General features: G+C 58.2%; 21 protein-coding genes and 1 pseudogene. 11 read left to right on the top strand and 11 right to left on the bottom strand.

Translation table 11 applies throughout. From position 1 onward, the window contains the following. Window positions 1–44: 44 nt before the first annotated feature. Both PspS49_RS13745 and PspS49_RS13740 read right to left on the bottom strand, forming a co-directional pair. A complete protein-coding gene (locus PspS49_RS13745) occupies window positions 45–1,184 on the bottom strand; it encodes a glycerate kinase (RefSeq protein ID WP_160039774.1) in 1,140 nt (379 codons plus the stop codon). Between the two features lie 217 nt (window positions 1,185–1,401). Continuing rightward, the gene (locus PspS49_RS13740) at window positions 1,402–2,520 is read right to left on the bottom strand and encodes a sugar diacid recognition domain-containing protein (protein ID WP_127927212.1); all 1,119 of its coding nucleotides are present in this window, start codon (window positions 2,518–2,520) and stop codon (window positions 1,402–1,404) included. Window positions 2,521–2,691: 171 nt separating this feature from the next. Here PspS49_RS13740 and PspS49_RS13735 point away from each other — a divergent pair, with 171 nt between their 5' ends. Beyond that, the gene (locus tag PspS49_RS13735; RefSeq protein WP_095120923.1) at window positions 2,692–4,002 is read left to right on the top strand and encodes an MFS transporter; all 1,311 of its coding nucleotides are present in this window, start codon (window positions 2,692–2,694) and stop codon (window positions 4,000–4,002) included. A 310-nt stretch (window positions 4,003–4,312) separates the two neighbouring features. On the opposite strand, the gene PspS49_RS13730 is transcribed toward PspS49_RS13735, so the two are convergent. After that, on the bottom strand, window positions 4,313–4,654 hold the full coding sequence (locus tag PspS49_RS13730; protein ID WP_238704397.1) for a hypothetical protein: 342 nt from the start codon (window positions 4,652–4,654) through the stop codon (window positions 4,313–4,315). 83 nt (window positions 4,655–4,737) lie between these two features. Between PspS49_RS13730 and PspS49_RS13725 the strand changes: the two are divergent. The 4 genes and pseudogenes from PspS49_RS13725 to rarD all read left to right on the top strand — a co-directional run. Next, window positions 4,738–4,983, top strand: a pseudogene (locus PspS49_RS13725) (LysR substrate-binding domain-containing protein); the annotation flags it as partial. 68 nt (window positions 4,984–5,051) lie between these two features. Continuing rightward, entirely contained in the window at window positions 5,052–6,065 is a 1,014-nt protein-coding gene (locus tag PspS49_RS13720) for an aldo/keto reductase (protein WP_127927210.1), read from the top strand. Window positions 6,066–6,174: 109 nt separating this feature from the next. After that, complete coding sequence (locus tag PspS49_RS13715; RefSeq protein ID WP_150752077.1) at window positions 6,175–8,292, top strand: acyltransferase family protein; 2,118 nt, start codon at window positions 6,175–6,177, stop codon at window positions 8,290–8,292. Between the two features lie 140 nt (window positions 8,293–8,432). Beyond that, entirely contained in the window at window positions 8,433–9,314 is an 882-nt protein-coding gene (gene rarD / locus PspS49_RS13710; protein ID WP_127927206.1) for an EamA family transporter RarD, read from the top strand. 126 nt (window positions 9,315–9,440) lie between these two features. Here rarD and hppD read toward each other — a convergent pair whose 3' ends face one another. Together hppD and PspS49_RS13700 are read right to left on the bottom strand one after the other, a co-directional pair. Next, a complete protein-coding gene (hppD, locus tag PspS49_RS13705) occupies window positions 9,441–10,517 on the bottom strand; it encodes a 4-hydroxyphenylpyruvate dioxygenase (protein ID WP_016984437.1) in 1,077 nt (358 codons plus the stop codon). A gap of 244 nt (window positions 10,518–10,761) precedes the next feature. Then, a complete protein-coding gene (locus tag PspS49_RS13700; RefSeq protein ID WP_160039772.1) occupies window positions 10,762–11,709 on the bottom strand; it encodes a DMT family transporter in 948 nt (315 codons plus the stop codon). Window positions 11,710–11,787: 78 nt separating this feature from the next. On the opposite strand from PspS49_RS13700, the gene PspS49_RS13695 reads away from it, so the two are divergent. From PspS49_RS13695 to PspS49_RS13685, 3 genes are all read left to right on the top strand, one after another. Beyond that, window positions 11,788–12,657: a LysR family transcriptional regulator gene (locus PspS49_RS13695; protein WP_160039770.1), complete on the top strand. Its 870-nt coding sequence runs from the start codon at window positions 11,788–11,790 to the stop codon at window positions 12,655–12,657. Window positions 12,658–12,775: 118 nt separating this feature from the next. Then, window positions 12,776–14,311, top strand: a complete 1,536-nt coding sequence (locus PspS49_RS13690; RefSeq protein WP_160039768.1) for a cyclic diguanylate phosphodiesterase — start codon at window positions 12,776–12,778, stop codon at window positions 14,309–14,311. Window positions 14,312–14,545: 234 nt separating this feature from the next. Then, on the top strand, window positions 14,546–14,911 hold the full coding sequence (locus PspS49_RS13685; protein WP_127927198.1) for a histone-like nucleoid-structuring protein, MvaT/MvaU family: 366 nt from the start codon (window positions 14,546–14,548) through the stop codon (window positions 14,909–14,911). Window positions 14,912–15,130: 219 nt separating this feature from the next. Here PspS49_RS13685 and PspS49_RS13680 read toward each other — a convergent pair whose 3' ends face one another. Further along, window positions 15,131–15,649, bottom strand: coding sequence for a DUF4946 domain-containing protein (locus PspS49_RS13680; RefSeq protein WP_160039751.1), 519 nt, complete (start codon window positions 15,647–15,649; stop codon window positions 15,131–15,133). Between the two features lie 139 nt (window positions 15,650–15,788). Between PspS49_RS13680 and gloA the strand changes: the two genes are divergently transcribed. Further along, window positions 15,789–16,310: a lactoylglutathione lyase gene (gene gloA / locus PspS49_RS13675; RefSeq protein WP_127927194.1), complete on the top strand. Its 522-nt coding sequence runs from the start codon at window positions 15,789–15,791 to the stop codon at window positions 16,308–16,310. Window positions 16,311–16,564: 254 nt separating this feature from the next. Here gloA and ahpF read toward each other — a convergent pair whose 3' ends face one another. The 3 genes from ahpF to PspS49_RS13660 all read right to left on the bottom strand — a co-directional run bounded on the left by ahpF (window position 16,565) and on the right by PspS49_RS13660 (window position 19,891). Next, window positions 16,565–18,127 (bottom strand): alkyl hydroperoxide reductase subunit F, encoded by a 1,563-nt coding sequence (ahpF, locus tag PspS49_RS13670; protein ID WP_160039749.1) that lies wholly within the window; start codon window positions 18,125–18,127, stop codon window positions 16,565–16,567. Between the two features lie 124 nt (window positions 18,128–18,251). Next, the gene (ahpC, locus tag PspS49_RS13665; RefSeq protein ID WP_007912224.1) at window positions 18,252–18,815 is read right to left on the bottom strand and encodes an alkyl hydroperoxide reductase subunit C; all 564 of its coding nucleotides are present in this window, start codon (window positions 18,813–18,815) and stop codon (window positions 18,252–18,254) included. A 137-nt stretch (window positions 18,816–18,952) separates the two neighbouring features. Continuing rightward, entirely contained in the window at window positions 18,953–19,891 is a 939-nt protein-coding gene (locus tag PspS49_RS13660) for a site-specific integrase (RefSeq protein WP_160039747.1), read from the bottom strand. A gap of 177 nt (window positions 19,892–20,068) precedes the next feature. Between PspS49_RS13660 and PspS49_RS13655 the strand changes: the two genes are divergently transcribed. Continuing rightward, a complete protein-coding gene (locus PspS49_RS13655; RefSeq protein ID WP_160039745.1) occupies window positions 20,069–21,085 on the top strand; it encodes a DNA-binding protein in 1,017 nt (338 codons plus the stop codon). Here PspS49_RS13655 and gorA read toward each other — a convergent pair. Then, window positions 21,082–22,440: a glutathione-disulfide reductase gene (gene gorA / locus PspS49_RS13650; protein ID WP_160039743.1), complete on the bottom strand. Its 1,359-nt coding sequence runs from the start codon at window positions 22,438–22,440 to the stop codon at window positions 21,082–21,084. The genes PspS49_RS13655 and gorA overlap by 4 nt on opposite strands. Before the next feature lie 128 nt (window positions 22,441–22,568). Then, window positions 22,569–23,408: a UTP--glucose-1-phosphate uridylyltransferase GalU gene (gene galU / locus PspS49_RS13645; protein ID WP_007912230.1), complete on the bottom strand. Its 840-nt coding sequence runs from the start codon at window positions 23,406–23,408 to the stop codon at window positions 22,569–22,571. Window positions 23,409–23,666: 258 nt separating this feature from the next. Between galU and PspS49_RS13640 the strand changes: the two genes are divergently transcribed. Further along, window positions 23,667–23,852, top strand: coding sequence for a hypothetical protein (locus tag PspS49_RS13640; protein WP_007912238.1), 186 nt, complete (start codon window positions 23,667–23,669; stop codon window positions 23,850–23,852). Window positions 23,853–23,928 lie beyond the last annotated feature (76 nt).

Here is a 23,928-nt window from a genome sequence, read left to right as displayed (position 1 = left end):
AAAATCAAAAGATCGCAGCCTTCGGCAGCTCCTACAGGAGCTGCTCAGGATTTCGCGGCCATGTGCCAGACGCGGGCGATGTCAGTTGCGCGTTCACGCAGCAGGCGCGGAGCTTCGGCGCAGGCCTGCTCCAGCGTCATCGGGCCGCTGGTCACGGCGAATGCTGCATCGATGCCGTGATCGTAGAGTGCCTGGTAACCCTCACCCAATGTCCCAGCAATGACAATCACCGGCACCGCGTGTTGCTTGGCAATCCGTGCGACACCGAACGGCGTCTTGCCGCGCAAGGTCTGCGCATCGAAGCGCCCTTCCCCGGTGATCACCAAATCGGCACCTTTGACCGCTTCGGAGAGGCCGACCAGTTCGGCAACCACTTCCACCCCGGCCTGAAATTGCGCCCCGAGAAACGCTTTGGCGGCAAAACCCAAACCGCCCGCCGCGCCACTGCCCGGCTCGTCACGAACGTCTTTGCCCAGGGCCTGTGCGCACAGCTCGGCGAAGTGGCCCAACGCCTGATCGAGTTGCTGCACCTGCGTCGGTGATGCGCCTTTCTGCGGGCCGAAAATCGCCGAGGCACCGTGCGGGCCGCACAGCGGGTTGTTGACGTCAGCGGCGATATCGAAACGCACCTGCGCCAGACGCGGGTCGAGTTCGCTCAGATCCAGTTGTGCCAGTTGCGCCAATGCCAAACCGCCGGGCACCAGCGACTGATGTTGCGCATCGAGCAACTTCACGCCTAACGCCTGCATTGCCCCGGCGCCGCCATCGTTGGTTGCACTGCCGCCAATCGCCAGAATCACTCGTTGCGCGCCGGCATCCAGCGCGGCACGGATCAGTTCGCCGGTGCCGAAGGTGCTGCTGATGCAGGCGTCCCGTTGCCCCGGTGGCACCAGTTGCAGGCCGCTGGCCTCGGCCATTTCGATGATTGCGGTGTGGTTGTGTGGCAACCAGCCCCACGCCGCGTCAACCGACGCGCCCAACGGGCCACGCACACGGGTGCGGCGCAGTTCGCCTTCGCAGGCAGCCAGAATCGATTCGACCGTGCCTTCGCCGCCATCAGCCATTGGGCATTTGACCAGTGTGGCCTGCGGCCAGACCTGGGCCAGGCCAAGGGCAATGGCTTCGGCGACGCCTTGGGCACTCAGGCTGTCCTTGAACGAGTCGGGGGCGATGACGATCTTCATGCGAATTCTCCGGTTGCAATGCCCCTCATGCTGCCAGTCGGCCCGCGCGTTGACGCCGGTCCGCTGCACAAGTGGCGGGGGCGTTTATTGTTCATTTTCACAAAAGATCTGTTTTTTGATGTTACGGCCCCTTCGCGAGCAGGCTCGCTCCCACAGGTTGACCGCATTCCATTGTGGGAGCGAGCCTGCTCGCGAAGGCTTCCTTAAAGGCGCCCAATCAGTTCGGATCAGTCTGGGGTAGAAGCTGCACCCCGAGATACAGCGCCAGCATCCCGTCCAGCCTGAGCGGATCAACCCCACTCAACTCGGCAATCCGCTCCATCCGATAACGCAAGCTGTTGCGATGAATCCCCAACGCATCCGCACAGGCCTGACTCTGCCCGTCGTGGTCGCACCAACTGCGCAGCGTCGCCAGCAACTGGCCGTTGCCGTCCTTGGCGATCACTTTGCGCAGGGGTTTGAGTAATTCGTCCAGCGCGTCGTCATTGCGATGGCGCCACAACATCACCGGCAATCGATAACGGTTCAGCGTCAGCAATCGCGAATGCGGCAACACTTCGCGGCCGTAGGCGAGCAAGTCGCCCACGCGCCGATAACAACGACGCAGACCGGCGAGTCCATCGGCCTGCCCGCCCACGGCGATGCGCAGAATCTTCCAGCCCAGACCGTCGAGCTTTTCCAGCAAGCGATCGTGCTCGAGGTGCTGACTTGCTGGTCGACACCACAGCAGCGATGACTTCGCCGAACTCACGCACCAACTGTCGGGATAACGCGAGGTCAGCCAGGCACTCAGTGCCTCAACGGTTTGCCCCGGCCCGTGCTCAAGGCCCAGTTCGAACAGATATGGCACCCGCGTCAGTTGCGGTTTGAGCCCGAGTTGCTGCGCTTCATCGACCAGACGCGGCGAGTCCCCGGCCTCGCTCAACAGCAACGCCAGCAGATCATCGCAACGCTGGCGCCGCCATTGCTGCTCGGCCTGCTGATTGCGCTGGCCGACGAGCATTTCGGCGGTCATGCGCACCAGTTCGGCATACGTGCGCAGTTGCTCCGGTTCGCCGGTAATGCCGAGCACACCGATCAAGCGCTGATCGAGCAACAGCGGCAGGTTGATACCCGGCTGCACGCCCTTCAGATGCACGGCCGTTTGCGCATCGATCTCGACCACGCGACCGTTGGCCAGCACCAGTTGCGCGCCCTCGTGACGGGTGTTGATGCGCTCCGGTTCGCCGCTGCCAAGGATCAACCCCTGGCTGTCCATGACGTTGACGTTGTAGGGCAAAATGGCCATGGCCCGGTCGACGATGTCCTGGGCGAGGTCGTGATCGAGTTCGAACATAGCAGGGGCAATCCTTGATTTATGGCACTGGCGGTTGTTCACCCGCACAGGGTCTGGCGGCAAACCCTGTGCTCAGGCACAAAGACAATCCGGCCAAAGGTGACCGAGACTCTCGGGGCGATCAACGTTACCCTTTGCATCGCAAAAAATCATAATAAAGAGAGAGCCGCTATGTCGCAGAGCGCCGCAGCTACCCAGACCATCGATGACGATAAAAACGCCGTCTACAAACGCATCACCCTGCGTTTGATCCCCTTCATTTTCATCTGCTACTTGTTCAACTACCTCGACCGGGTCAATGTTGGATTTGCCAAACTGCAGATGCTCGATGCACTGAAATTCAGCGAAACCGTATACGGCCTCGGTGCCGGTATTTTCTTCATCGGCTACGTGCTGTGCGGCGTGCCGAGCAACCTGGCCCTGACCAGATTCGGCCCTCGGCGCTGGATTGCCGTGATGATGATCACTTGGGGCACGCTGTCGACCTGCCTGTTGTTCGTCACCACCCCGACCGAGTTCTACACCCTGCGGCTGTTTACCGGTGCGGCCGAAGCCGGGTTCTTCCCGGGCGTCGTGCTGTACCTCTCGCAGTGGTTCCCGACCTTCCGCCGTGGGCGGATCATGGCGTTGTTCATGTCGGCGATCCCGGTGTCCGGTTTGCTCGGTAGCCCGTTCTCTGGCTGGATTCTCAATCACTTCGCAGCGGGCCAGGGCGGTCTGGCCGGTTGGCAGTGGATGTTCCTGCTGCAGGGTATTCCGACGGTGATCCTCGGTGCCCTTGCCTATTTCCTCCTGAGCGACAGCTTCGCCAACGCCAAGTGGCTGAGCCCGCATGAGCGTGCAGTGCTTGAGGCGGATCAGGCGGAAGACCTGGCAAACAAGCCGAAAACCACCTCCGATTCACTGCTGGCGGTGTTCAAGAACCCGGCGATCTGGGCGTTTGGTCTGATCTACTTCTGCATCCAGAGCGGCGTGTACGCGATCAACTTCTGGCTACCGTCGATCATCAAGAACCTCGGATTCAGCGATAACCTGGTGATCGGCTGGCTGAGTGCGATTCCGTATCTGCTGGCGGCGGTGTTCATGCTAGTGGTCGGGCGTTCGGCAGACTTGCGCAAGGAGCGTCGCTGGCATTTGGTGGTGCCGATGCTGATGGGCGCGATCGGTCTGGTGATCGCCGTTAACTTTGCGGCGAACCCGGCGATTGCGATTCTCGGCCTGACCATTGCCACCATGGGCGCGTTGACGGGTCTGCCGATGTTCTGGCCGGTGCCGACGGCCATGTTGAGTGCGGGCGCTGCGGCCGGTGGTCTGGCGTTGATCAACTCGATGGGGCAGATGGCTGGCTTCCTTAGCCCTTATCTGGTGGGTTGGGTCAAGGACAGCACCGGTTCGACCGATGCCGCGCTGTATCTGCTGGCGGGTGTGATTGTGGGCGGGAGTCTGCTGGCGTTGCGCATGACGCGCACTTTGCGCGCTTGAGGTTTTGATGCGAAGAAGAGCGGCCCTTTTCAGGGTCGTTTTTCGTTGGGTATCTGGCTTGGTTTTTGTGGTGGTCTGTAGATCTTCCCCCCCTCACCCCAGCCCTCTCCCCCAAGGGGGCGAGGGGAAAAGGGAGCCGATCTTCGGGCTTTTCAAGGTCTGAGTTCGACTTGAAATTGAACCTTGGTGTGACTTGCTCAAACACCTCGGTCAGTCCCCTATCTCCCATCGGCGGCAAGGGAAAGGGAGCCGACTTGGATGCTTTTCAGAACCTGAGTTCAACTCGGTATTGCACGTCGGCGTAGCTCGTTCAAACACCTCGGTCAGTCCCCTCTCCCTTCGGGAGAGGGTTAGGGTGAGGGTGAGGGGCTTCTAATGCGTCGAGCTCAATCACCAGACCACCCGGCATCTGCACAAAAATCTGCGCAACCCCCTCGCCCGGCACCTGCGCCAGTTGATACGGCAAACCACTGTCACGCACCCGCTGCAACACCGCTTGCGCCGGCTCATCAGTACGAAACGCGATGTGGCTCAGTTCAGTGTCATCGGGCAACGGCCGCTCGATCACATGCACCACGGCGTGTTCATCCTGATACAGCCAACGCCCCGGAAACGGAAACGGCGGCCGCCGGCCCGGCTTGAGCCCGAGCAATTTGGCACTGGCGGCGCTGGCCGAGGGTGAACAGGCACTTAAACAACAAAGCGAAGGATTGAGCGGCGTGCTGCAACTGGCTCGACTACCTCAGCGACGACGGCGAAGTCGCCCGCCGCTGGGCGCTGGCCGGGCATGGCATCGCGTACAAGGCGTGGCTCGACATCGCTGAAGATGTCCGCGCCGGGCGGCTGGTGACGTTGTTTGATGATTGGGACGGGGAAAGCGTGCCGTTCAATTTACTGTGTCCGCATCGGGTGCAGGTGTCGGAACGGGTCAGGGTGTTGCAGGTGTTTTTGCGTGAGCGCTGTGCAGCGCTGAGTCGATAAATCACTTTGCCGCATCGCACGCTTCTGGTATTTGATTAACCCTTTCCCACCGACAAAAGGATTTCGGCATGAGCTATCGCACACTCGGTCACTCGGGCTTGCAGGTGTCCACCCTCACCCTCGGCACGATGATGTTTGGCGAACAGACCAGCGCTGAGGATTCGCTGCGAATCATCGACAAGGCCTGGGATCAGGGGATCAATTTCATCGACACCGCCGACGTCTACACCAACGGTCGGTCCGAAGAGATTGTCGGTGAAGCGATTGCCCGCCATCGGCATGACTGGGTGCTGGCGACCAAGGTCGGTTTCGGCCCGGTGGACGGCGTGCCGAATCGCAGCGGTTTGAGCCGCAAACACATCTTCAATGGCATCGATGCCAGCCTGACCCGGCTCGGCACTGACTATCTCGACATTTATTACCTGCACCGCGAAGACCACAACACGCCGCTGGAAGTGAGCGTGTCGGCGATTGGCGATCTGATTCGTCAGGGCAAGATTCGTTATTGGGGCCTGTCGAACTATCGCGGCTGGCGGATTGCCGAGGTGATTCGCGTCGCCGATAAACTCGGCGTTGACCGTCCGGTGATCAGTCAGCCGTTGTACAACATCGTCAACCGCCAGGCCGAGACCGAGCAGATCACCGCGGCACAAACCTACGGCCTTGGCGTAGTGCCTTACAGTCCGCTGGCCCGGGGCGTGCTCAGCGGCAAGTACGCGCCGGATGTCAAACCGGACGCCAACAGCCGCGCCGGACGCCAGGACAAGCGCATTCTGGAAACCGAGTGGCGCGTAGAATCGCTGCGCATCGCCCAACAGATTCAGCAGTACACCGAGCAACGCGGGGTCGGGATGGTCGAGTTTGCGATTGCCTGGGTGTTGAATAACAGCGCAGTGACGTCGGCGATTGTCGGGCCGCGAACTGAAGATCAGTGGGATGCTTACACCAAGGCGCAGGCCGTGCAGATCACGGCGCAGGATGAGGCGTTTATCGATTCGCTGGTCTCGCCGGGTCACGCGTCGACACCGGGATTCAACGATGTCAGTCATTTTGTGTCGGGGCGTAAACCCCATCAAGGTTGAGCTTTACCGCAGGCCTTCGACAGCCGATACCCTCGGCTGTCTTTCAACGGATCAAGCGCGATCAAACGGACAGTTGATTGATCGCCCGGAAATGACCAGGGACTGATAAATGCTCAATCGCCCCGTTGAGGTATCCAGCAAGCCTTTGCGCGGGCTGTTGTTCAAACTGCGTGGCGCGAAAAATCTGCACGAGCCTCTTTCGCCGGCGGCGACTGTGGCTACCGGGGATCGCAAACCATCGATCGAGTACCGTGCGGATATCGACGGGCTACGCGCAATCGCCGTGTTGCTGGTGTTGATTTTTCACGGCGGTCTGACGCTTTTCCCGTCCGGCTTTATTGGCGTCGATATCTTCTTCGTGATCTCGGGTTATCTGACCACCGCGATCATCATGAAATCGCTGAACAACGGCACATTCACGTTCTCGGGGTTCTATACGCGGCGAATCTGGCGCTTGCAGCCAGCGGTGATTGCGTTGCTGGCCGTGACCCTGATTGTCACAACGCTGCTGTACTTGCCCGATGACTATGTCGACTTTCTGAAAAGCGAAAAGTACACATCGCTAATCATCTCCAACCAGTATTTTTCCAAAGTCACAACGGGCTACGCCACGCCTGATGCGGCCAGCCTGCCGCTGTTGCACACCTGGTCGCTGGCCATCGAATGGCAGTGGTATCTGGCCCTGCCGCTGGGCCTCTGGTTGCTCTATCGCTATCTGGCGAAAAGCCTGTTCAAGGCGGTGGTGCTCGGTTTGACCCTGGCGGCAATGGCGCTCGCGCTGTACTTGTCTTACTCGGTTCCTGACAAAAACTACTACTTCTTCACCGCGCGAATTTTCGAATTGATGATCGGCTCCTGTGCGGTCATTTTCAGCACGGACACGTTCAGGCTCAATCGCCTGAGCGCCACGCTGGTCTGTGCGTTTTCGCTGGCGACGATCCTCTACTGCGCCACTCTGGCAGATATCCTGCCGGGCTTTCCGCGCTACCACGCCATTGCCGTGTGCCTCGCCACTGCAGCCTTGCTGTTTCAGGGGATTGGCGATGCGAGCTTTACCTCGAAACTGCTGGCGTTCAAACCCTTGGTGTTCATCGGCACGCTTTCGTACTCCCTGTACTTGTGGCACTGGCCGATCCTGGCGCTGATGAATTACATGGGCATCACCCTCACCGCGCCAGCGACGGTCGTTTACTTCGTCTCCACGTTCGTCATGGCCTGGCTCTGCTACGTGCTGATCGAAAACCGCTTTCGAAAGGCCAGGCTCGGCTTTGCCAAAACCCTTGTCGTGCTGATGATCCTGCCCGCAATCGGCCTGTCGCTGCTCCACGCGGCCAGCGTCAGACAGGAAGGCTGGCCGAACCGCTTCAACGAAGGCTACAACAACGTCTTCAACGGTTTGAAAGCGTCTGTTCCGGCCACTCGGGAGGGATGCCTGGGTGTCAGTGACGGCGCCGATCCGGGCTGCATAGCGGGCGCCGCGCAGGCCGCGCCGCAAATATTGCTGATGGGCGATTCATTTTCGAATCACTACTGGGGCTTTGTCGAAACACTGGCCAGGGATGCCAATCTTGCCGTCCTCACACAGGGTTATCCGGCATGTCTGGCGTTGCCCGGGATCTACCTCTATGACGTGAGTAAATACACGAACGGGCTGTATCAAAAATGCCACAACGCCACTCAACGCTATTACGACCTGATCGCGAAGAAGCATTTCAAGTATGTGATCGTGGGTCAGTTCTGGGAGGCTTATCTCAAGGATGACATCGTCACCAAACTGGATGACCCGCGCAGCCCGGAGCTGTCGCAACAACGCCTCGGCACAGCGATCCGCAAAGCCCTGGATATCATTGTCGAATCCGGTGCTACGCCGGTCTTTCTGGAGAACACGCTGCCTATGCCTGCTGGGATCAACACCTGCCTGCTGCACCAGGTCAAGCTGCGCGGGTTGATGGGCAGTGCCGAGCAAAGCAGCCTCTGCGCCACGGCGCCATGGTCAGGCGCGAAAGAGCCGGTGCTCGAACGACTGTTCAATGACCTGAAGACTGAATACCCCGGCTTGATCGTTATTGACCCGAAAATCGTTCAATGCAAAGACAACGCGTGCATGACCACTGTCGACGGTTTGCCGGTCTATCGTGACATTGGCCACATCACCGATTACGCCTCTTACAAGTTCGGCGAGATGTACCTGAGGCGCTTCGGCAATCCGTTGAAGGTTGCGCAGTGATGTTTACTCACACTGACTACGCTTGTGCAGGAGCTGTCGCAGGGGAATGTGCGTGAAGAATATTGAGCATCCGGCCAATATTCAGCACAAAAACCACGTATCCTTCGCGCCCCGTTTGACCATCAACCCGCGAGGACAGTTTGTCTAAAGGTATCGCTCTATCGGTTTCAGCCTCGGTGCTGTTTGCCGTCATGTATTACTACACCTCGTTGCTCACACCGTTGAGTGGCGTGGAGATCTTTGGCTGGCGGATGCTGCTGACCGTACCGTGCATGACCGTGTTCATGCTGGTGTCCGGAGAATGGCGGCGGGTACTGGAGCTGATTCGGATGGTCGCGGCACAGCCAAAACTGGTCGCCGGGTTGATCGTCTCGGCCGCCCTGCTTGGCGTGCAACTGTGGCTGTTCATGTGGGCGCCGCTCAATGGCTACAGCCTCGACGTGTCGCTGGGCTACTTCCTGCTGCCACTGGCGATGGTCCTGACCGGGCGAATTGCCTACGGCGAGAGCCTGTCGTATTTGCAAAAGGTTGCGGTGTTCTTCGCCACCCTCGGTGTGTTGAACGAGTTGTACCAGGTCGGCGGTTTTTCCTGGGCGACACTGGTGGTGGTCGTCGGCTATCCGCTGTACTTCGTCCTGCGTAAATACCTGAAGACCGACAACCTCGGCGGCTTGTGGATCGACATGACTCTGATGCTGCCGGTCGCCTACTGGTTTGTGCAGGGTGGCGAGCAAGGCTTTGGCGTGTTTGATCAGTACCCAGGCCTGATGTGGCTGATCCCGTTGCTCGGCCTGATCAGCGCGTCGGCGCTGGTGGTGTACATCATTGCCAGTCGCTTGCTGCCATTCAGCCTGTTTGGTTTGTTGAGTTACGTTGAGCCGGTGTTGTTGCTCGGTGTGGCATTGTTGCTCGGTGAGAGCATCAAGTCCGGGGAATGGCTGACCTATATTCCGATCTGGCTGGCGGTTTTGGTGCTGATCTTCGAAGGCTTTAAACACCTGACGCGCCAACGCCGTCCTTAAGCCAAACACAAAAAAATGTAGGAGTGAGCCTGCTCGCGATTGCGTTCATTCAGTCACCAGCATTGCCGGATCTGAAAACGCTATCGCGAGCAGGCTCACTCCTACAGTGTTTAGCGGTGTAGCGGATTACTCGGTTGCGAGTACACCGCGACGCACCTGATCACGCTCGATCGACTCGAACAGCGCCTTGAAGTTGCCTTCGCCGAAACCATCGTCGCCTTTACGCTGGATGAACTCGAAGAACACCGGCCCCATCAGGGTTTCCGAGAATATTTGCAGCAGCAGACGCTTGTCGCCCTGCTCCGAGGCGCCATCGAGCAGGATGCCGCGCGATTGCAGCTGATCCACCGGCTCGCCATGGTTCGGCAGACGACCTTCGAGCATTTCATAGTAGGTGTCCGGCGGCGCGGTCATGAAGCGCATGCCGATCTTCTTCAGTTGATCCCAGGTCTTGATCAGGTCGTCAGTGAGGAACGCGACGTGCTGGATGCCCTCGCCGTTGAACTGCATCAGGAACTCTTCGATCTGGCCCGCGCCCTTGGACGATTCTTCGTTCAGCGGGATGCGGATCATGCCGTCCGGTGCGGTCATCGCTTTCGAGGTCAGGCCGGTGTATTCGCCTTTGATATCGAAGTAACGGATCTCGCGGAAGTTGAACAGCTTCTCGTAGAAGTTCGCCCAGTAGGCCATGCGACCGCGATACACGTTGTGCGTCAGGTGGTCGATGATCTTCAGGCCGGCACCGACCGGATTGCGATCAACGCCTTCGATAAACACGAAGTCGATGTCGTAGATCGAGCTGCCTTCGCCGAAACGGTCGATCAGGTACAGTGGCGCGCCGCCAATGCCCTTGATCGCCGGCAGGTTCAGCTCCATCGGGCCGGTTTCAATGTGGATCGGCTGGGCGCCGAGTTCCAGTGCGCGGTTGTAGGCTTTTTGCGAATCCTTGACGCGGAACGCCATGCCGCACACCGACGGGCCGTGCTCGGCGGCGAAGTACGAAGCGACGCTGTTGGGCTCGTTGTTGAGGATCAGATTGATCGCGCCCTGACGGTACAGGTGCACGTTCTTGGAGCGGTGGGTGGCGACTTTGGTGAAGCCCATGATCTCGAAGATCGGCTCCAGGGTGCCCGGCACCGGCGATGCGAGCTCGATGAATTCAAAGCCCATCAGGCCCATTGGGTTTTCGTATAAATCTGTCATGGTGACGCCTCATCATTCTTATCAAATTAACCAGGGTTATTTGTCAGTCTGCGAGGTCGGTGGGTGGCGCACAGGAGATGCCACGCACACTGCGGGCGAGGAAGTCACCGTAGATCAGTTGAAACCCGAATATCTTCATTGTCGACCCAAGGCTCTTGCGGGCGAGGCTTCTGCTGCCAGAAGACGATTATTATTGTATGCGTAACCCGATTCTACACAGCGTAAATAGGCTTGTCTGCCCTCCCTATAAAATCCGCTTTTTTGCGACCGGTGCAAGGGGTTTGTTGCACAGGTAAATGCCAGTCAGGATCAGCGCGCCACCGAGGTACATGGCCGCTGTCAATTGCTCGCCCAGCAGCAGCGCGCCAAGGATGACCGCCGTCAACGGATTAAGCGCGATAAACACCCCGCTGCGTGTCGCGCCGATTTTACGGATGCCGTCGTAATAGCCGATGTAGGCCAGCGCCGAGCCCAGGACGCCGAGGTACAGCAGGCTCAGCCATTGCGCCAGGCCCAGATTATTCAGCGCCTGCCAGCTCAGTTCGCCGCGTAACGCCGCCAGCGCCCACAACATGACTGTGCCGATCAGGATCGAGTACGTCACAGTCTGCACCGGCCCCAACGTCCGATTCAGATCACGGGAAAACAACGAATAAACGCCCCAGCCCAGCACACAGCCGAGAATCAACAAATCTCCGATCCATGCGTGCGGCGTTGCGGCCAGCAATTGCGGATTGCGACTGATGATCACCAGGCCGGCGCCGACCATGCAGGTCGCAATGCCGGCGGTTTTCACCCGGCCCAGACGTTCCTTGAACAACCACCACGAGACAAGACCAATCACCGCCGGGTTCAACGCCACAATCAACGAAGCCCGCGACGCGTTGATGTATTGCAGGCCGTAAAAAAAGCACAGGTTATAGAAGAAGATCCCGAAGAACCCCAGCAGTGCCAGTTGCAGCCATTGTCGTCGAGTCGGCCGCGCCAAAGGGATCCGCGCCAGCCACAGGAAGCCAAGCAACGCCGCACTGGCGAGCAGGAAGCGCAGGCTGGCGGCGAACATCGGACTCAGGCTGCCCGCGAGGAAACGTCCGGCGACAAAGGTCCCGCCCCAGATCATGGTCACCGCAGCCAATGTTAGATAAACAGGGATTTCAGACGATGTTGTGTGCAACCGTTCGACGTTACGCATGACGCTCCAGACCAACGAACTTGAGGAATGCCGTATCATTCACCTCATTCCATGTCATCGTAAAATGAGCAAAAACTCATGACCCTCACCCAACTGGAAATCTTCTCGCTGGTCGCCGAACTGCGCGGTTTCACCCTCGCGGCCCATCGGTTGGGGATTTCGCAGTCGGCGGTGTCCCACGCGATGAAGTCGCTGGAGCAGGAACTCGGTGTCGAACTGCTGCGCCGGCATCAGTCGTCCGTGGAGCTCAGTGACATCGGTGAGCAATTGCTGCTGCGCGCCCGCGCCATGCTCGGGCTGGCCAACACCTTGCGCCAGGAAGCCGCGGATGCACGCGGCATGAAAAGCGGCACCTTGCGCATCGGCTCGTTCGGCCCGACTTCGTCGATCAAGCTGCTGCCCGATATTCTGCGGCAATATCGCGAGGCACATCCGGGCATCGAAGTGCACATCGATGAAGGGCCGGATCGACAAGTGATTCAATGGCTGGAAGAGCGGCGGATCGACATCGGTTTCGTGGTGCTGCCAGAGGAGCGCTTCGATACGTTTGCCTTGATCGAAGACCAGATGGTTGCGCTGCTCCCGGTGGGCCATCCGCTGGCAACGCGCCCGGCGTTGAGCCTCAAGGACTTGTGCGACACTCCGTTCGTGCTGACCGAGGCCGGTTCTTCGGAACTGGTGTCGCGGCTGTTCATGGCCGCGCGCTTGCAACCGAACATTCGCTATCGCTGCTCGCAACTGCTCAGCACCCTCGACACGGTCGGCCGTGGTGACGCCATCACGATTGTTGCCGAAGGTTCATTGCCGGAGGAAGCAACGCCGCGCTACGTGAAGAGGCCATTGTTGCCCGCCGTGCAGCGTCAGGTCGGACTTGCCGTCCTCGATCAGCGTCAGGCGTCACCCGCTACGCTGGCCTTTATCGAGCTGGCAACGCGGATGCAGCACTGATGAGCGGCGCAAGCGCCTTCGGCCATCTATCCTCCCCTCTGGCTGATGTGTTTTTCAGCGGCGCGCCGTGATCCGGCCTGCATTCGAGAGCCCCACTCTATCGCGACAGGATGCGCCCATGCCGTTAACCGTCAGACCCCGCCGCAAGCGCAGCACCCGCGCCGTTTTCACCCTGCTCAGCGGTTTGCTTCCGGTGTTGCTGGGCAGCGCGATTCTTTACATGCAGGCCGAACGCACGCTGGAGCAAGGTTCACGACAGACTGCCGAAGAGGCGTTGCGCCAGTTCGAGTTGATGCTCGATAACACCGCCCAGGCAGCCCGTGAACTGCTGCCACTGGCCGGCCAGATGTGTGAGAACGTCAAACTCGCTTTACGCGAACAAGTAACCCGCCGCCCGTTCGTGCGCTCGACCAATCTGGTGTGGGACGACAATCTCTATTGCAGCTCGTTGTTTGGCGACTATAAAGAAGCCGTCAACGCGGGCGACTATAACCAGGGCAAGTTGTGGCTGATGAATGGCAACCCGGTGACTCCCAACACCGCCCTGTTGGTCTATCGGCTCAGCGAAGGTCGTGGCGGCGCCCTGACGACACTCGACGGTTACCATCTAAGCAACATGTTGCGTCTGATCGGCCGGCACATGTTGCTGGTGCTGCAAGTGGGCGATAACTGGCTGTCGGCCGACGGCAAAGTACACAATGGCGCCCTGCCCTCGTTACCGATAGCACAACACACACTGGATTCTTCGCGTTACGCGTTCAGTGTCTCCGCCGGTTTTCCCGAGGGCGAAACCTGGCGCTACATGGCCGATGAATATCCGCCGCTGTTCAGTCTGTTGATCTTTTTTGGCGTGGTGGCCGGTGCCATCGGACATGTCTTGCAAAAGCGCTCTACGTCGCCGAGCCACGAGATGCTCCGCGCGCTCGAGGCCGGCGAGTTCATTCCTTACTTCCAGCCCGTAGTGCATGGCGACAGCAAGAAATGGTCGGGAGCCGAAGTCTTGATGCGCTGGACACACCCCAAAGAAGGGCTGGTGCGCCCGGATCTGTTTATTCCATTCGCCGAGCATTCGGGCCTGATCGTGCCGATGACCCGCGCCCTGATGCAACAGACCGCGGCGCTGCTGGGGCCGCTGTCAGCAACCTTCACCCCGCCGTTTCATATCGGCATCAATATTACTGCGAGCCATTGCAAGGACCTCGAACTGGTTGAGGACTGCCGGGCGTTTCTTGCCGCGTTCGTGCCCGACAGCATCAGCCTGGTGCTGGAGCTGACCGAGCGGGAGTTGATCGAACCGACCGACATCACCCGGCAACTGTTCGAGCAATTGCATGCACTGGGCGTGAAGATCGCGATTGACGACTTCGGCACCGGCCACTCGAGCCTCGGCTACTTGCGCAAATTCAATGTCGACTTTCTCAAGATCGATCAGAGTTTCGTCGCCATGATCGGCATCGATGCGCTGTCCCGGCACATTCTCGACACCATTATCGAACTGTCAGCCAAGCTTGATTTGGGTATTGTTGCCGAAGGTGTCGAAACTCAGGCGCAAGCCGATTATCTGACGGCGCATCACGTCAACTTCCTGCAAGGCTACCTGTTCGGCAAACCGATGCCGGCTGCGGACTTCATCAGCGCATTAACTCACCATTAACTAAGCCTGATTAAGACGAGCGCAACGATCAGACGCACCAAATTGATACAAAAGACCGCTGTTGTTACATGAAGACAACATCAGGATTTACTCTTGGCGCATTAACTACTACAATTTTTTCAACCTGAGCAAAATTGGCAGGTGAGCCATTTATCACCGAGTCGCTTCAAGGCTCTTGGCTTATAGCTTTGTTTGCGGTTGGTATCAGCCAAACACACTATTGGAGTAAAGATATTGTCCAGACTCGCTGAATTTCGTGCAGCTGAAAAGGCCCTTCAGGAACAGCTCAAGCAGCTGGAATCGCTGAAGAACGATGCCGGGCTGAAGAAAGAAATCGAATTCGAAGAAAAGCTCCAGGGGCTGATGAAACACTACGGCAAAGGCCTGAAAGAGATCATCGCCATTCTCGATCCGAACCCGGCAAAATCCGGTCTGCAGACCTCTGCAGCACCTAAAACCCGCCGCGCCCGCGTGGTCAAGGTCTATCAGAACCCGCACACCGGTGAACTGATCGAAACCAAGGGCGGCAACCACCGCGGCCTGAAAGCGTGGAAGGAACAATACGGTGCAGCCACCGTTGATTCCTGGTTGCGCGGTTAATCCAGCGCCAACAAAAAAGCCCTGCATCATGCAGGGCTTTTTTATTGACAATATCTAACAAATGAAATGATTTTCATCGAACAAGTTGCGACTTTTCTGTAACGTTACTGAGCCAGATACCCAAACATTTTGATGCGCAATGTTGCGAATCAGGGTCAACATTAAACTTTGTGCTTAATGCCTTCGGGTATCTAACCATCCCGCGAAGAGTACAGCGGCTTAAAGTTTCAAGCTGTTTCTCACCGCCACTATCTCGTCGGCGCTCGCCTTATAAACCTCGGCCTGCCCAGCGTAGGAAAGCACATAAGCCTTGTCCGCCTCGACCGCTGCAACCAGGGTTTGCGACAACACATGTCGACCGTTTTCGGTGATCGTGCAAGTGGTTTCCAACGCCGATAACGTACCCAGCGTGGCCGGATGCACTTTGTTGCAGACACTTTGGTAGCCGCCCTGGAAGAAGTCCTTCTGGATCGACTTGCGCATTTCCAGCAGCACGCCTTGCAAGTTGACCTGATGCCCACTTTCCACCTGCGTCATGGTCAATTCCATGACCATCACCTGATTGCCATCGACGTCGTTCTTGACCGCACGCTGGCGGGAAACCTGCGCAGTCGTTTCAGGTAGTACCTCGACTTGCCAGCCGGCCGGCCAGGTAATGCTTGGCTCACTCGCTGATGCACCGACAGCGCCCAGAGAACACGCGAAAAACACAAACAGGAATTTGAACAGTCGGATCATTGCCGGACACACTCGCAGATTGAGCCGTAAAGTCTGAGCCTCACCCGCACGCAGGGCAAGTCTGCCCTTTCATTTGGCGATGCCGGCAGGCATGCGTATCATTGCGCCCATTCACTCGCCCATAGTTATTGGAGGGCCCATGAGCCTGCACGAACTCAACACTTTCCCCGGCGTCACCGCCACCCCAGACAGCGCAACCCGCAACTTCGTCTTCAACCACACCATGTTGCGCGTCAAAGACATCACCCAATCTCTGGACTTCTACACTCGCGTACTGGGTTTCTCGCTGGTCGAGAAGCGTGATTTTCCGGAAGCGGAATTCAGCTTGTATTTCCTCGCGCTGGTCGACAAGGCACAGATCCCGGCCGACACCGCCGCTCGTACCGAGTGGATGAAGTCGATTCCAGGCATTCTGGAACTGACTCACAACCACGGCACTGAGAACGACGCCGATTTCGCCTATCACAATGGCAACACTGACCCGCGTGGTTTTGGTCATATCTGCATTTCGGTGCCGGATATCGTCGCGGCCTGTGCGCGTTTCGAAGAACTGGGCTGCGACTTCCAGAAGCGCCTGAGCGATGGCCGCATGAAAAGCCTGGCGTTCATCAAGGATCCGGATGGTTACTGGGTCGAGATCATTCAGCCAGCGCCGCTGTAAAGGCTGAAAAGCCCCTCACCCTAACCCTCTCCCGGGGGGAGAGGGAACTGATTGGGGGATATTGGAGAGATACGCCGACTTGAAAGATTGGCGTTGAATCCATAATCGACTGGCGCTTTCAGGTCGATGGAAAACGCCAGACACCTCGGTCGGCTCCCTCTCCTTCGGGAGAGGGCTGGGGTGAGGGGCCGCTTTTGACGCACAATAAAAAAACCCGTGATCGCTCACGGGTTTTTTCATTTCTGGCAGGACGTTCAAGCCGGCGCCGACGTGCGGATCAAGTGATCAAATGCGCTCAGCGAAGCCTTGGCGCCCTCGCCCACCGCAATCACGATCTGCTTGTACGGCACAGTGGTCACGTCGCCCGCAGCGAAGATGCCTGGGATCGATGTTTCACCACGGTTATCGACGATGATCTCGCCACGCGGCGACAGCTCGATAGTGCCCTTCAGCCAGTCAGTGTTCGGCAGCAAACCGATCTGCACGAAGATCCCTTCCAGCTCGACAGTACGCAGCTCGTCAGTGTTGCGATCCTTGTAACGCAGGCCGTTGACCTTCTCGCCATTACCGGTGACTTCCGTGGTTTGTGCACTGGTGATCACGGTGACGTTCGGCAGGCTGTGCAGTTTGCGCTGCAATACGGCGTCGGCGCGCAGCTGTACATCGAACTCCAGCAGGGTTACGTGCGAAACGATACCGGCCAGATCGATGGCCGCTTCAACGCCGGAGTTACCGCCGCCGATGACCGCCACACGCTTGCCTTTGAACAACGGACCGTCGCAGTGCGGGCAGTACGCCACGCCTTTGTTACGGTATTCCTGCTCGCCCGGCACGTTCATTTCGCGCCACCGCGCGCCAGTCGCCAGAATCACGCTTTTGGCTTTCAGGGTCGCGCCGCTGGCGAAACGGACTTCGTGCAGTTCGCCATTCTTGCCCGGGATCAGTTTGTCGGCGCGCTGCAGGTTCATGATGTCGACGTCGTACTGTTTGACGTGTTCTTCCAGCGCCGTGGCCAGTTTTGGCCCTTCGGTTTCCTGCACGGAAATGAAGTTCTCGATGGCCATAGTGTCGAGCACCTGACCGCCGAAGCGCTCAGCCGCAACACCCGTGCGAATACCTTTGCGTGCGGCGTAAATCGCTGCCGAAGCACCGGCCGGGCCACCACCGACGACGAGTACATCAAAAGCTTCTTTGGCACTGATTTTCTCGGCCTGGCGCTCGATCGCGCCGGTGTCGAGTTTGGCGAGAATCTCTTCCAGACCCATGCGGCCCTGACCGAAGTTTTCACCGTTGAGGTAGATGCTCGGCACGGCCATGATCTTGCGATCATTGACTTCGTCCTGGAACAACGCACCGTCGATAGCGACGTGGCGAATGTTCGGGTTGAGCACGGCCATCAGGTTCAGTGCCTGAACCACGTCAGGGCAGTTCTGGCAAGACAGCGAGAAGTACGTCTCGAAGCTGAACTCGCCTTTGAGCGAGCGGATCTGCTCGATCACTTCAACACTGGCTTTCGAAGGGTGGCCGCCGACTTGCAGCAAGGCCAGCACCAGCGAAGTGAATTCGTGGCCCATCGGGATACCGGCGAAACGCAGACTGATGTCAGCGCCCGGGCGGTTGATCGAGAACGATGGCTTGCGTGCATCGTCACCGCTGTCGATCAAAGCAATCTGGCTCGAAAGACTGGCAACGTCTTTCAGCAGTTCCAGCATTTCACGGGATTTCGCACCGTCGTCGAGGGAGGCAACGATCTCGATCGGCTGGGTGACCCGTTCCAGGTACGATTTCAACTGGGCTTTAAGATTGGCGTCCAACATACGGGCGATTTCCTTTATTTGAGGCGAAAAAAAGCCCGAGCGAAACTCGCCCGGGCATTTTTATTGGGCGGTGCAGCGTACTTAAGAAGGTGCGGCGTACCGCCCTGAGTTGCGTGTCACAGACTTAGATCTTGCCGACCAGGTCCAGGGACGGCGCCAGAGTGGCCTCGCCTTCTTTCCACTTGGCTGGGCAAACTTCGCCTGGGTGAGCAGCAACGTACTGAGCAGCCTTGATCTTGCGCAGCAGCTCGGAAGCGTCACGGCCAACGCCGCCATCGTTCAGTTCAACGATTTTGATCTGGCCTTCAGGGTTGATCACGAAGGTGCCACGGTCAGCCAGGCCAACTTCTTCGATCAGCACGTCGAAGTTGCGGGAGATGGCGTGGGTCGGGTCGCCGATCATGGTGTATTCGATTTTGCCGATGGCTGGCGAAGTGTTGTGCCAGGCAGCGTGGGCAAAGTGGGTGTCGGTGGAAACGCTGTAGATCTCTACGCCCAGTTTCTGGAAGGCAGCGTAGTTGTCAGCCAGGTCTTCCAGCTCGGTTGGGCAAACGAAGGTGAAGTCGGCTGGGTAGAAGAACACGACCGACCACTTGCCTTTCAGGTCAGCGTCCGAGACTTGAACGAAGTCGCCGTTTTTGAACGCGGTAGCTTTGAACGGTTTTACTTGGCTGTTGATGATAGGCATTGATGACTCTCCGTCAGTGGTTGTGAATTCGATGGGTGAATCCTACCCACTCACTTGACGGATGGCTCATTGGCAAACCTGATGCTGCTGATTTGTTTTCGCTATTAGCCGACTGTATTAATAGAAGAAAACGATATCTACGACGAAGCCGGGTTATCCGTAATCCGAGCCATCCCTTGGAATGGGCTGGCTTCAACATAGCGCATTGCGGACTTCATATCCTTCCAGCCGACGTAACTCATCAATGATTTCAGATCCCAGCCGCTTTGATGGGCCCACGTGGCAAAGCCTCGGCGCAGGGAATGGCTGGTGTAGTTTTCGGCGGCAATACCAGCGCGCTGCAATGCCTGACGCAGCAGAGGAATGATGCTGTTGGCATGCAGCCCCTGCTCGTTCAGGTTGCCCCAGCGGTCGATGCTGCGAAAAACCGGGCCACGCACCAGCGCCGCTTCGGTGATCCAGTCGATGTAGGCCTGCACCGGGCAGAGCTTGAGTAGTGCCGGCGCTTGATAGGTTTGCCCGAGGTTTTCCCGATCACCCTTGCTGCGCGGCAAATACAAGGTGATGCCTTTGCCGGCGTGCGCCTGCACGTGCTCGATCTGCAAGCGGCACAACTCGTCGCTGCGAAAGCCGCGCCAGAAGCCCAGCAGAATCAGTGCGCGATCACGGTAAGCCTTGAGGAGCAAGGGCCGATCCTGCTGTTCTCTCGCGATTTGTACTTCATGTTCGAGCCAATCAATTACTCGCTGCAGATCCTGTAACTGCAGCGGCTCGGCCTGTTTCTCCTGCGCCGGATGCAACGCACGTATGCCTTTGAAGACTTTGCGCACCACCGGCGCCTTGGTTGGATCGGCAAACCCCTGGCTGTTGTGCCACTGCGCCAGCGCCGACAAGCGCAGCTTCAAAGTATTGATCGACAGCTCTTCGGCGTGTGCCACCAGATAACGCGCAACGCTATCGGCTGTGGCCGGCAAGAACCCGCCCCACTTCACTTCGAAATGCTCGATGGCCGCGCGATAGCTGCGGCGGGTGTTATCGCGGGTGGCGGCTTGCAGATAGCGATCCAGATCGCTCATGGGCTGTTTTCTCGCTGGCGTACTGAGACAGGGATGCAGAAACGCATTTTGCCGTCTGACACTGGGTAATACCAGTATATCCCGCGTCTTAATTATCAAAGGTTTATCTTTATTTTTGAGATGGTACACTGCGTACTTTAGTGGCATGTACCACAGTACGTAACCGTAGGAGTTCACATGGCCCGTGGCGGCATTACCAAAGCCCTGGTGCAGATCGCGCGCACAGCAATCCTCGCCCGTGGCGAACACCCGAGCATCGATGCAGTACGCATTGAAATGGGCAACACCGGCTCGAAAACCACGATCCATCGCTATCTGAAAGAGCTGGATGACGGCGCGCAGCCAGTTGAAGCCTCGGCAGAGCCGATCAATGATGAGTTGACCGCCCTCGTCTCGCGCCTCGCCCAACGCCTCAAAGAGCAGGCGCAAGAGCCTATCGAGCAGGCCCGCGAGCAGTTCGAGGAGCAGCGCGAAGCACTGGAGTCGGAACTGAAACAAACTCGCCAGGCGCTGGAAAAGCTCGAACAGGAGCACGACATTCAAGGCGCAGCGCTGGAGCGCGAGTCCGAAGCCCTGAACAACACCCGATCGATGCTGCAAACCGAGCAAACCCGCAATGCCGGACTGAATCAGGCATTGGCCGACTTTGAATTGCGCCTGCAGGACAAGGACGAGCAGATCCGCTCGCTGGAAGAAAAACACCTGCATGCTCGCGATGCACTGGAGCACTATCGCAACGCCACCAAAGAGCAGCGCGAGCAGGAACAGAGCCGTCACGAAGCACAAGTGCAACAGATTCAGGCCGAACTGCGTCAGGCGCAGCAAAGTGCGCTGGTTCGTCAGGACGAGATCACGCAACTGCACCGCGACAACGAACGCCTGCTTACGGAAAACCGGGGCACGCAGCGCGAGCTGAGCTTGCTGCAGGATCAGCTCAAGCAAAGCAATCAGCGTCAGGATCAACTGCTGGAGCAAGCGACCCGCGTCGACAGCGAACGCACCCTCCTCCAGGAACGCCTGCGCGTAGCCACACTGGAAAGCCAGACACTCAAGCAGAACATCGAGGAGCAGACGCTGCTCAACCAGTCACTGGAAAAGGAATTGAACAAGGCTCGGACGAGCCTGGAAGAAAGCCAGCGTCTGGCGGCTACCGTTGCGGCAGCGCCAGACACAGACAAACCGAAAAGCGCTTAAGCGCCGACCGGCGTACGCATAGTCACAAACTCTTCGGCGGCTGTCGGGTGTACCCCGATCGTGTCGTCGAAGTCGCGCTTGGTCGCGCCAGCCTTCAACGCAATCGCCAGACCCTGAACGATCTCGCCAGCGTCCGGGCCGACCATGTGACAGCCGAGAACCTTATCAGTCTTGCCGTCGACCACCAGCTTCATCAGGGTTTTCTCCTGACACTCGGTCAGGGTCAGCTTCATCGGTCGGAAACGGCTTTCGAAGATCACCACATCGTGGCCGGCTTCGCGCGCCTCTTCTTCCGTCAAACCGACTGTACCGATGTTCGGCAGGCTGAATACCGCAGTCGGGATCATCTTGTAATCCACTGGACGGTACTGCTCAGGCTTGAACAGACGCCGCGCCACCGCCATGCCTTCGGCCAGCGCCACGGGCGTCAGTTGCACACGACCGATGACATCGCCCAGCGCCAGAATCGATGGCTCGCTGGTCTGGTACTGCTCGTCGACTTTGATAAAGCCTTTGTCGGTGAGCTGCACATCGGTGTTTTCCAGGCCCAGATTGTCGAGCATCGGACGCCGCCCAGTGGCGTAGAACACGCAATCCGCTTCCAGCACACGACCATCCTTGAGAGTGGCTTTCAAGCTGCCGTCAGCCTGCTTGTCGATGCGCGCGATATCGGCATTGAACTGCAGATCCAGACCACGCTTGGTCAGCTCTTCCTGCAAATGCTTGCGCACCGAGCCATCAAAGCCGCGCAGGAACAGATCGCCGCGATACAGCAGCGTGGTGTTTGCACCGAGGCCGTGGAAAATTCCGGCGAACTCGACCGCGATGTAACCGCCGCCAACCACCAGCACACGCTTTGGCAGCTCTTTTAGGAAGAACGCTTCATTGGAACCGATCGCGTGTTCGCGCCCCGGAATCTCCGGAATCTGCGGCCAGCCACCGGTGGCAATCAGAATATTTTTCGCGGTGTAGCGCTCACCATTCACCTCAACCTCATGCGGGCCAACGATCTTCGCGTGCGCCTCATGCAAGGTCACACCACTGTTGACCAGCAGATTACGGTATATGCCGTTGAGGCGATTGATCTCGCGATCCTTGTTGGCGATCAGCGTCGCCCAATCGAAATTCGCCTCACCCAGGCTCCAGCCAAAACCGGACGCCTGCTCGAAGTCTTCGGCGAAATGCGCACCGTACACCAGCAGTTTTTTCGGCACACAGCCGACGTTGACGCAGGTCCCGCCCAGATAACGGCTTTCCGCCACCGCCACTTTTGCACCGAAACCGGCCGCAAAACGCGCAGCACGCACACCGCCGGAACCGGCACCAATCACATAAAGGTCAAAATCGTAGGCCATTTCTATCTCCTCGGCAGGGGATCAGCATACCTGCAGACACCCATTGGGCAAGCACTGCCAGTCATATGGGGGCGTAAAATGAAAAAACCCGCCGAAGCGGGTTTTTCTTGCAAACCGATCAAGCGCTCTTAGTAAGCCTTGCCAGTCTTGTAGAAGTTCTCGAAGCAGAAGTTGGTGGCTTCGATGTAGCCTTCAGCACCACCGCAGTCGAAACGCTTGCCTTTGAACTTGTAGGCCATGACGCAGCCGTTCTGGGCTTGCTTCATCAGGGCGTCGGTGATCTGGATTTCACCGCCCTTGCCTGGCTCGGTCTGTTCGATCAGGTCGAAGATGTCCGGGGTCAGGATGTAACGACCGATGATTGCCAGGTTCGATGGCGCGTCTTCCGGCTTTGGCTTCTCGACCATGCTGTGCACGCGGTAGATGTCGTCGCGGATCATTTCGCCGGCGATCACGCCGTACTTGCTGGTTTCCTGCGGATCGACTTCCTGGATGGCGATGATCGAGCAGCGGAACTGCTTGTACAGTTTGACCATCTGGGTCAGTACGCCGTCGCCTTCGAGGTTGACGCACAGGTCGTCCGCCAGGACCACGGCAAACGGTTCGTCACCGATCAGCGGGCGACCGGTCAGGATCGCGTGGCCCAGACCTTTCATTTCGGTCTGACGGGTGTAGGAGAACGAGCACTCGTCGAGCAGTTTGCGGATACCGACCAGGTATTTCTCTTTGTCGGTGCCTTTGATCTGGTTTTCCAGCTCGTAGCTGATGTCGAAGTGGTCTTCCAGAGCACGCTTGCCACGACCGGTGACGATGGAGATTTCCGTCAGGCCAGCGTCCAGAGCTTCTTCAACGCCGTACTGGATCAGTGGCTTGTTTACCACCGGCAGCATTTCTTTAGGCATGGCTTTAGTCGCTGGCAGGAAGCGAGTACCGTAACCGGCTGCTGGGAACAAGCATTTCTTGATCATATAAGTCCTTGAAAGGGCTGTGTGTACGAGTTTCGGCGCAGTCTAATCAGGCGGCGTGCACCTTACAATGCCCCGCACTGGCTAACCGATGCCAACATAGAGAAATATTCTCGCCGATAGTTCCATCGACATCCTGGCGCAGCCAGATCAGCGTAGCTCAAAGCTGTCGACAATCCGGATTACCATACGCTCATCGCCCCCCAATGCCAGCATTTGCCGGTATCATGGCGCCTTTGAACCAGCGAACGAGACAGATAGATGGCTGCGGTAAAAATCATCAACGGGTATGTGATCGACAAGAAAGACGGCAAGTGGACGCTGACCACCACCAATGGCGAACACATTGCCGGGCCTTTCGACAGCGAACAAATGGCGACTGATGTAGCTTCCGTGTTCACGGACACGCCGGCATCGGCGAAACGCCGTGGCAAAGATCAAGACTGATCAGCTGCGATACGCCCGAGCCCTGCCCTTGAGCAGGGCTTTTTTGTGCCCACTTACAAACAAGTGGCCAAACGCT

Source organism: Pseudomonas sp. S49 (assembly GCF_009866785.1).
In the GTDB taxonomy this organism is placed as follows: domain Bacteria; phylum Pseudomonadota; class Gammaproteobacteria; order Pseudomonadales; family Pseudomonadaceae; genus Aquipseudomonas.
The sequence above is the reverse complement of the archived record's forward strand: the minus strand, read 5'-3'. Positions and strand labels throughout refer to the sequence as shown.

What these genes read in the sequence shown, in the direction of transcription:
- PspS49_RS13690 (WP_160039768.1), top strand. Translation starts at nt 12,776, where the DNA reads ATGCCGTTAACCGTCAGACCCCGCCGCAAGCGCAGCACCCGCGCCGTT.
- gloA (WP_127927194.1), top strand. Translation starts at nt 15,789, where the DNA reads ATGAGCCTGCACGAACTCAACACTTTCCCCGGCGTCACCGCCACCCCA.
- PspS49_RS13720 (WP_127927210.1), top strand. Translation starts at nt 5,052, where the DNA reads ATGAGCTATCGCACACTCGGTCACTCGGGCTTGCAGGTGTCCACCCTC.
- PspS49_RS13640 (WP_007912238.1), top strand. Translation starts at nt 23,667, where the DNA reads ATGGCTGCGGTAAAAATCATCAACGGGTATGTGATCGACAAGAAAGAC.
- ahpF (WP_160039749.1), bottom strand. Translation starts at nt 18,127, where the DNA reads ATGTTGGACGCCAATCTTAAAGCCCAGTTGAAATCGTACCTGGAACGG.
- gorA (WP_160039743.1), bottom strand. Translation starts at nt 22,440, where the DNA reads ATGGCCTACGATTTTGACCTTTATGTGATTGGTGCCGGTTCCGGCGGT.
- PspS49_RS13735 (WP_095120923.1), top strand. Translation starts at nt 2,692, where the DNA reads ATGTCGCAGAGCGCCGCAGCTACCCAGACCATCGATGACGATAAAAAC.
- PspS49_RS13740 (WP_127927212.1), bottom strand. Translation starts at nt 2,520, where the DNA reads ATGTTCGAACTCGATCACGACCTCGCCCAGGACATCGTCGACCGGGCC.
- galU (WP_007912230.1), bottom strand. Translation starts at nt 23,408, where the DNA reads ATGATCAAGAAATGCTTGTTCCCAGCAGCCGGTTACGGTACTCGCTTC.
- PspS49_RS13695 (WP_160039770.1), top strand. Translation starts at nt 11,788, where the DNA reads ATGACCCTCACCCAACTGGAAATCTTCTCGCTGGTCGCCGAACTGCGC.
- PspS49_RS13700 (WP_160039772.1), bottom strand. Translation starts at nt 11,709, where the DNA reads ATGCGTAACGTCGAACGGTTGCACACAACATCGTCTGAAATCCCTGTT.
- PspS49_RS13715 (WP_150752077.1), top strand. Translation starts at nt 6,175, where the DNA reads ATGCTCAATCGCCCCGTTGAGGTATCCAGCAAGCCTTTGCGCGGGCTG.
- PspS49_RS13745 (WP_160039774.1), bottom strand. Translation starts at nt 1,184, where the DNA reads ATGAAGATCGTCATCGCCCCCGACTCGTTCAAGGACAGCCTGAGTGCC.
- PspS49_RS13660 (WP_160039747.1), bottom strand. Translation starts at nt 19,891, where the DNA reads ATGAGCGATCTGGATCGCTATCTGCAAGCCGCCACCCGCGATAACACC.
- PspS49_RS13680 (WP_160039751.1), bottom strand. Translation starts at nt 15,649, where the DNA reads ATGATCCGACTGTTCAAATTCCTGTTTGTGTTTTTCGCGTGTTCTCTG.
- ahpC (WP_007912224.1), bottom strand. Translation starts at nt 18,815, where the DNA reads ATGCCTATCATCAACAGCCAAGTAAAACCGTTCAAAGCTACCGCGTTC.
- hppD (WP_016984437.1), bottom strand. Translation starts at nt 10,517, where the DNA reads ATGACAGATTTATACGAAAACCCAATGGGCCTGATGGGCTTTGAATTC.
- PspS49_RS13655 (WP_160039745.1), top strand. Translation starts at nt 20,069, where the DNA reads ATGGCCCGTGGCGGCATTACCAAAGCCCTGGTGCAGATCGCGCGCACA.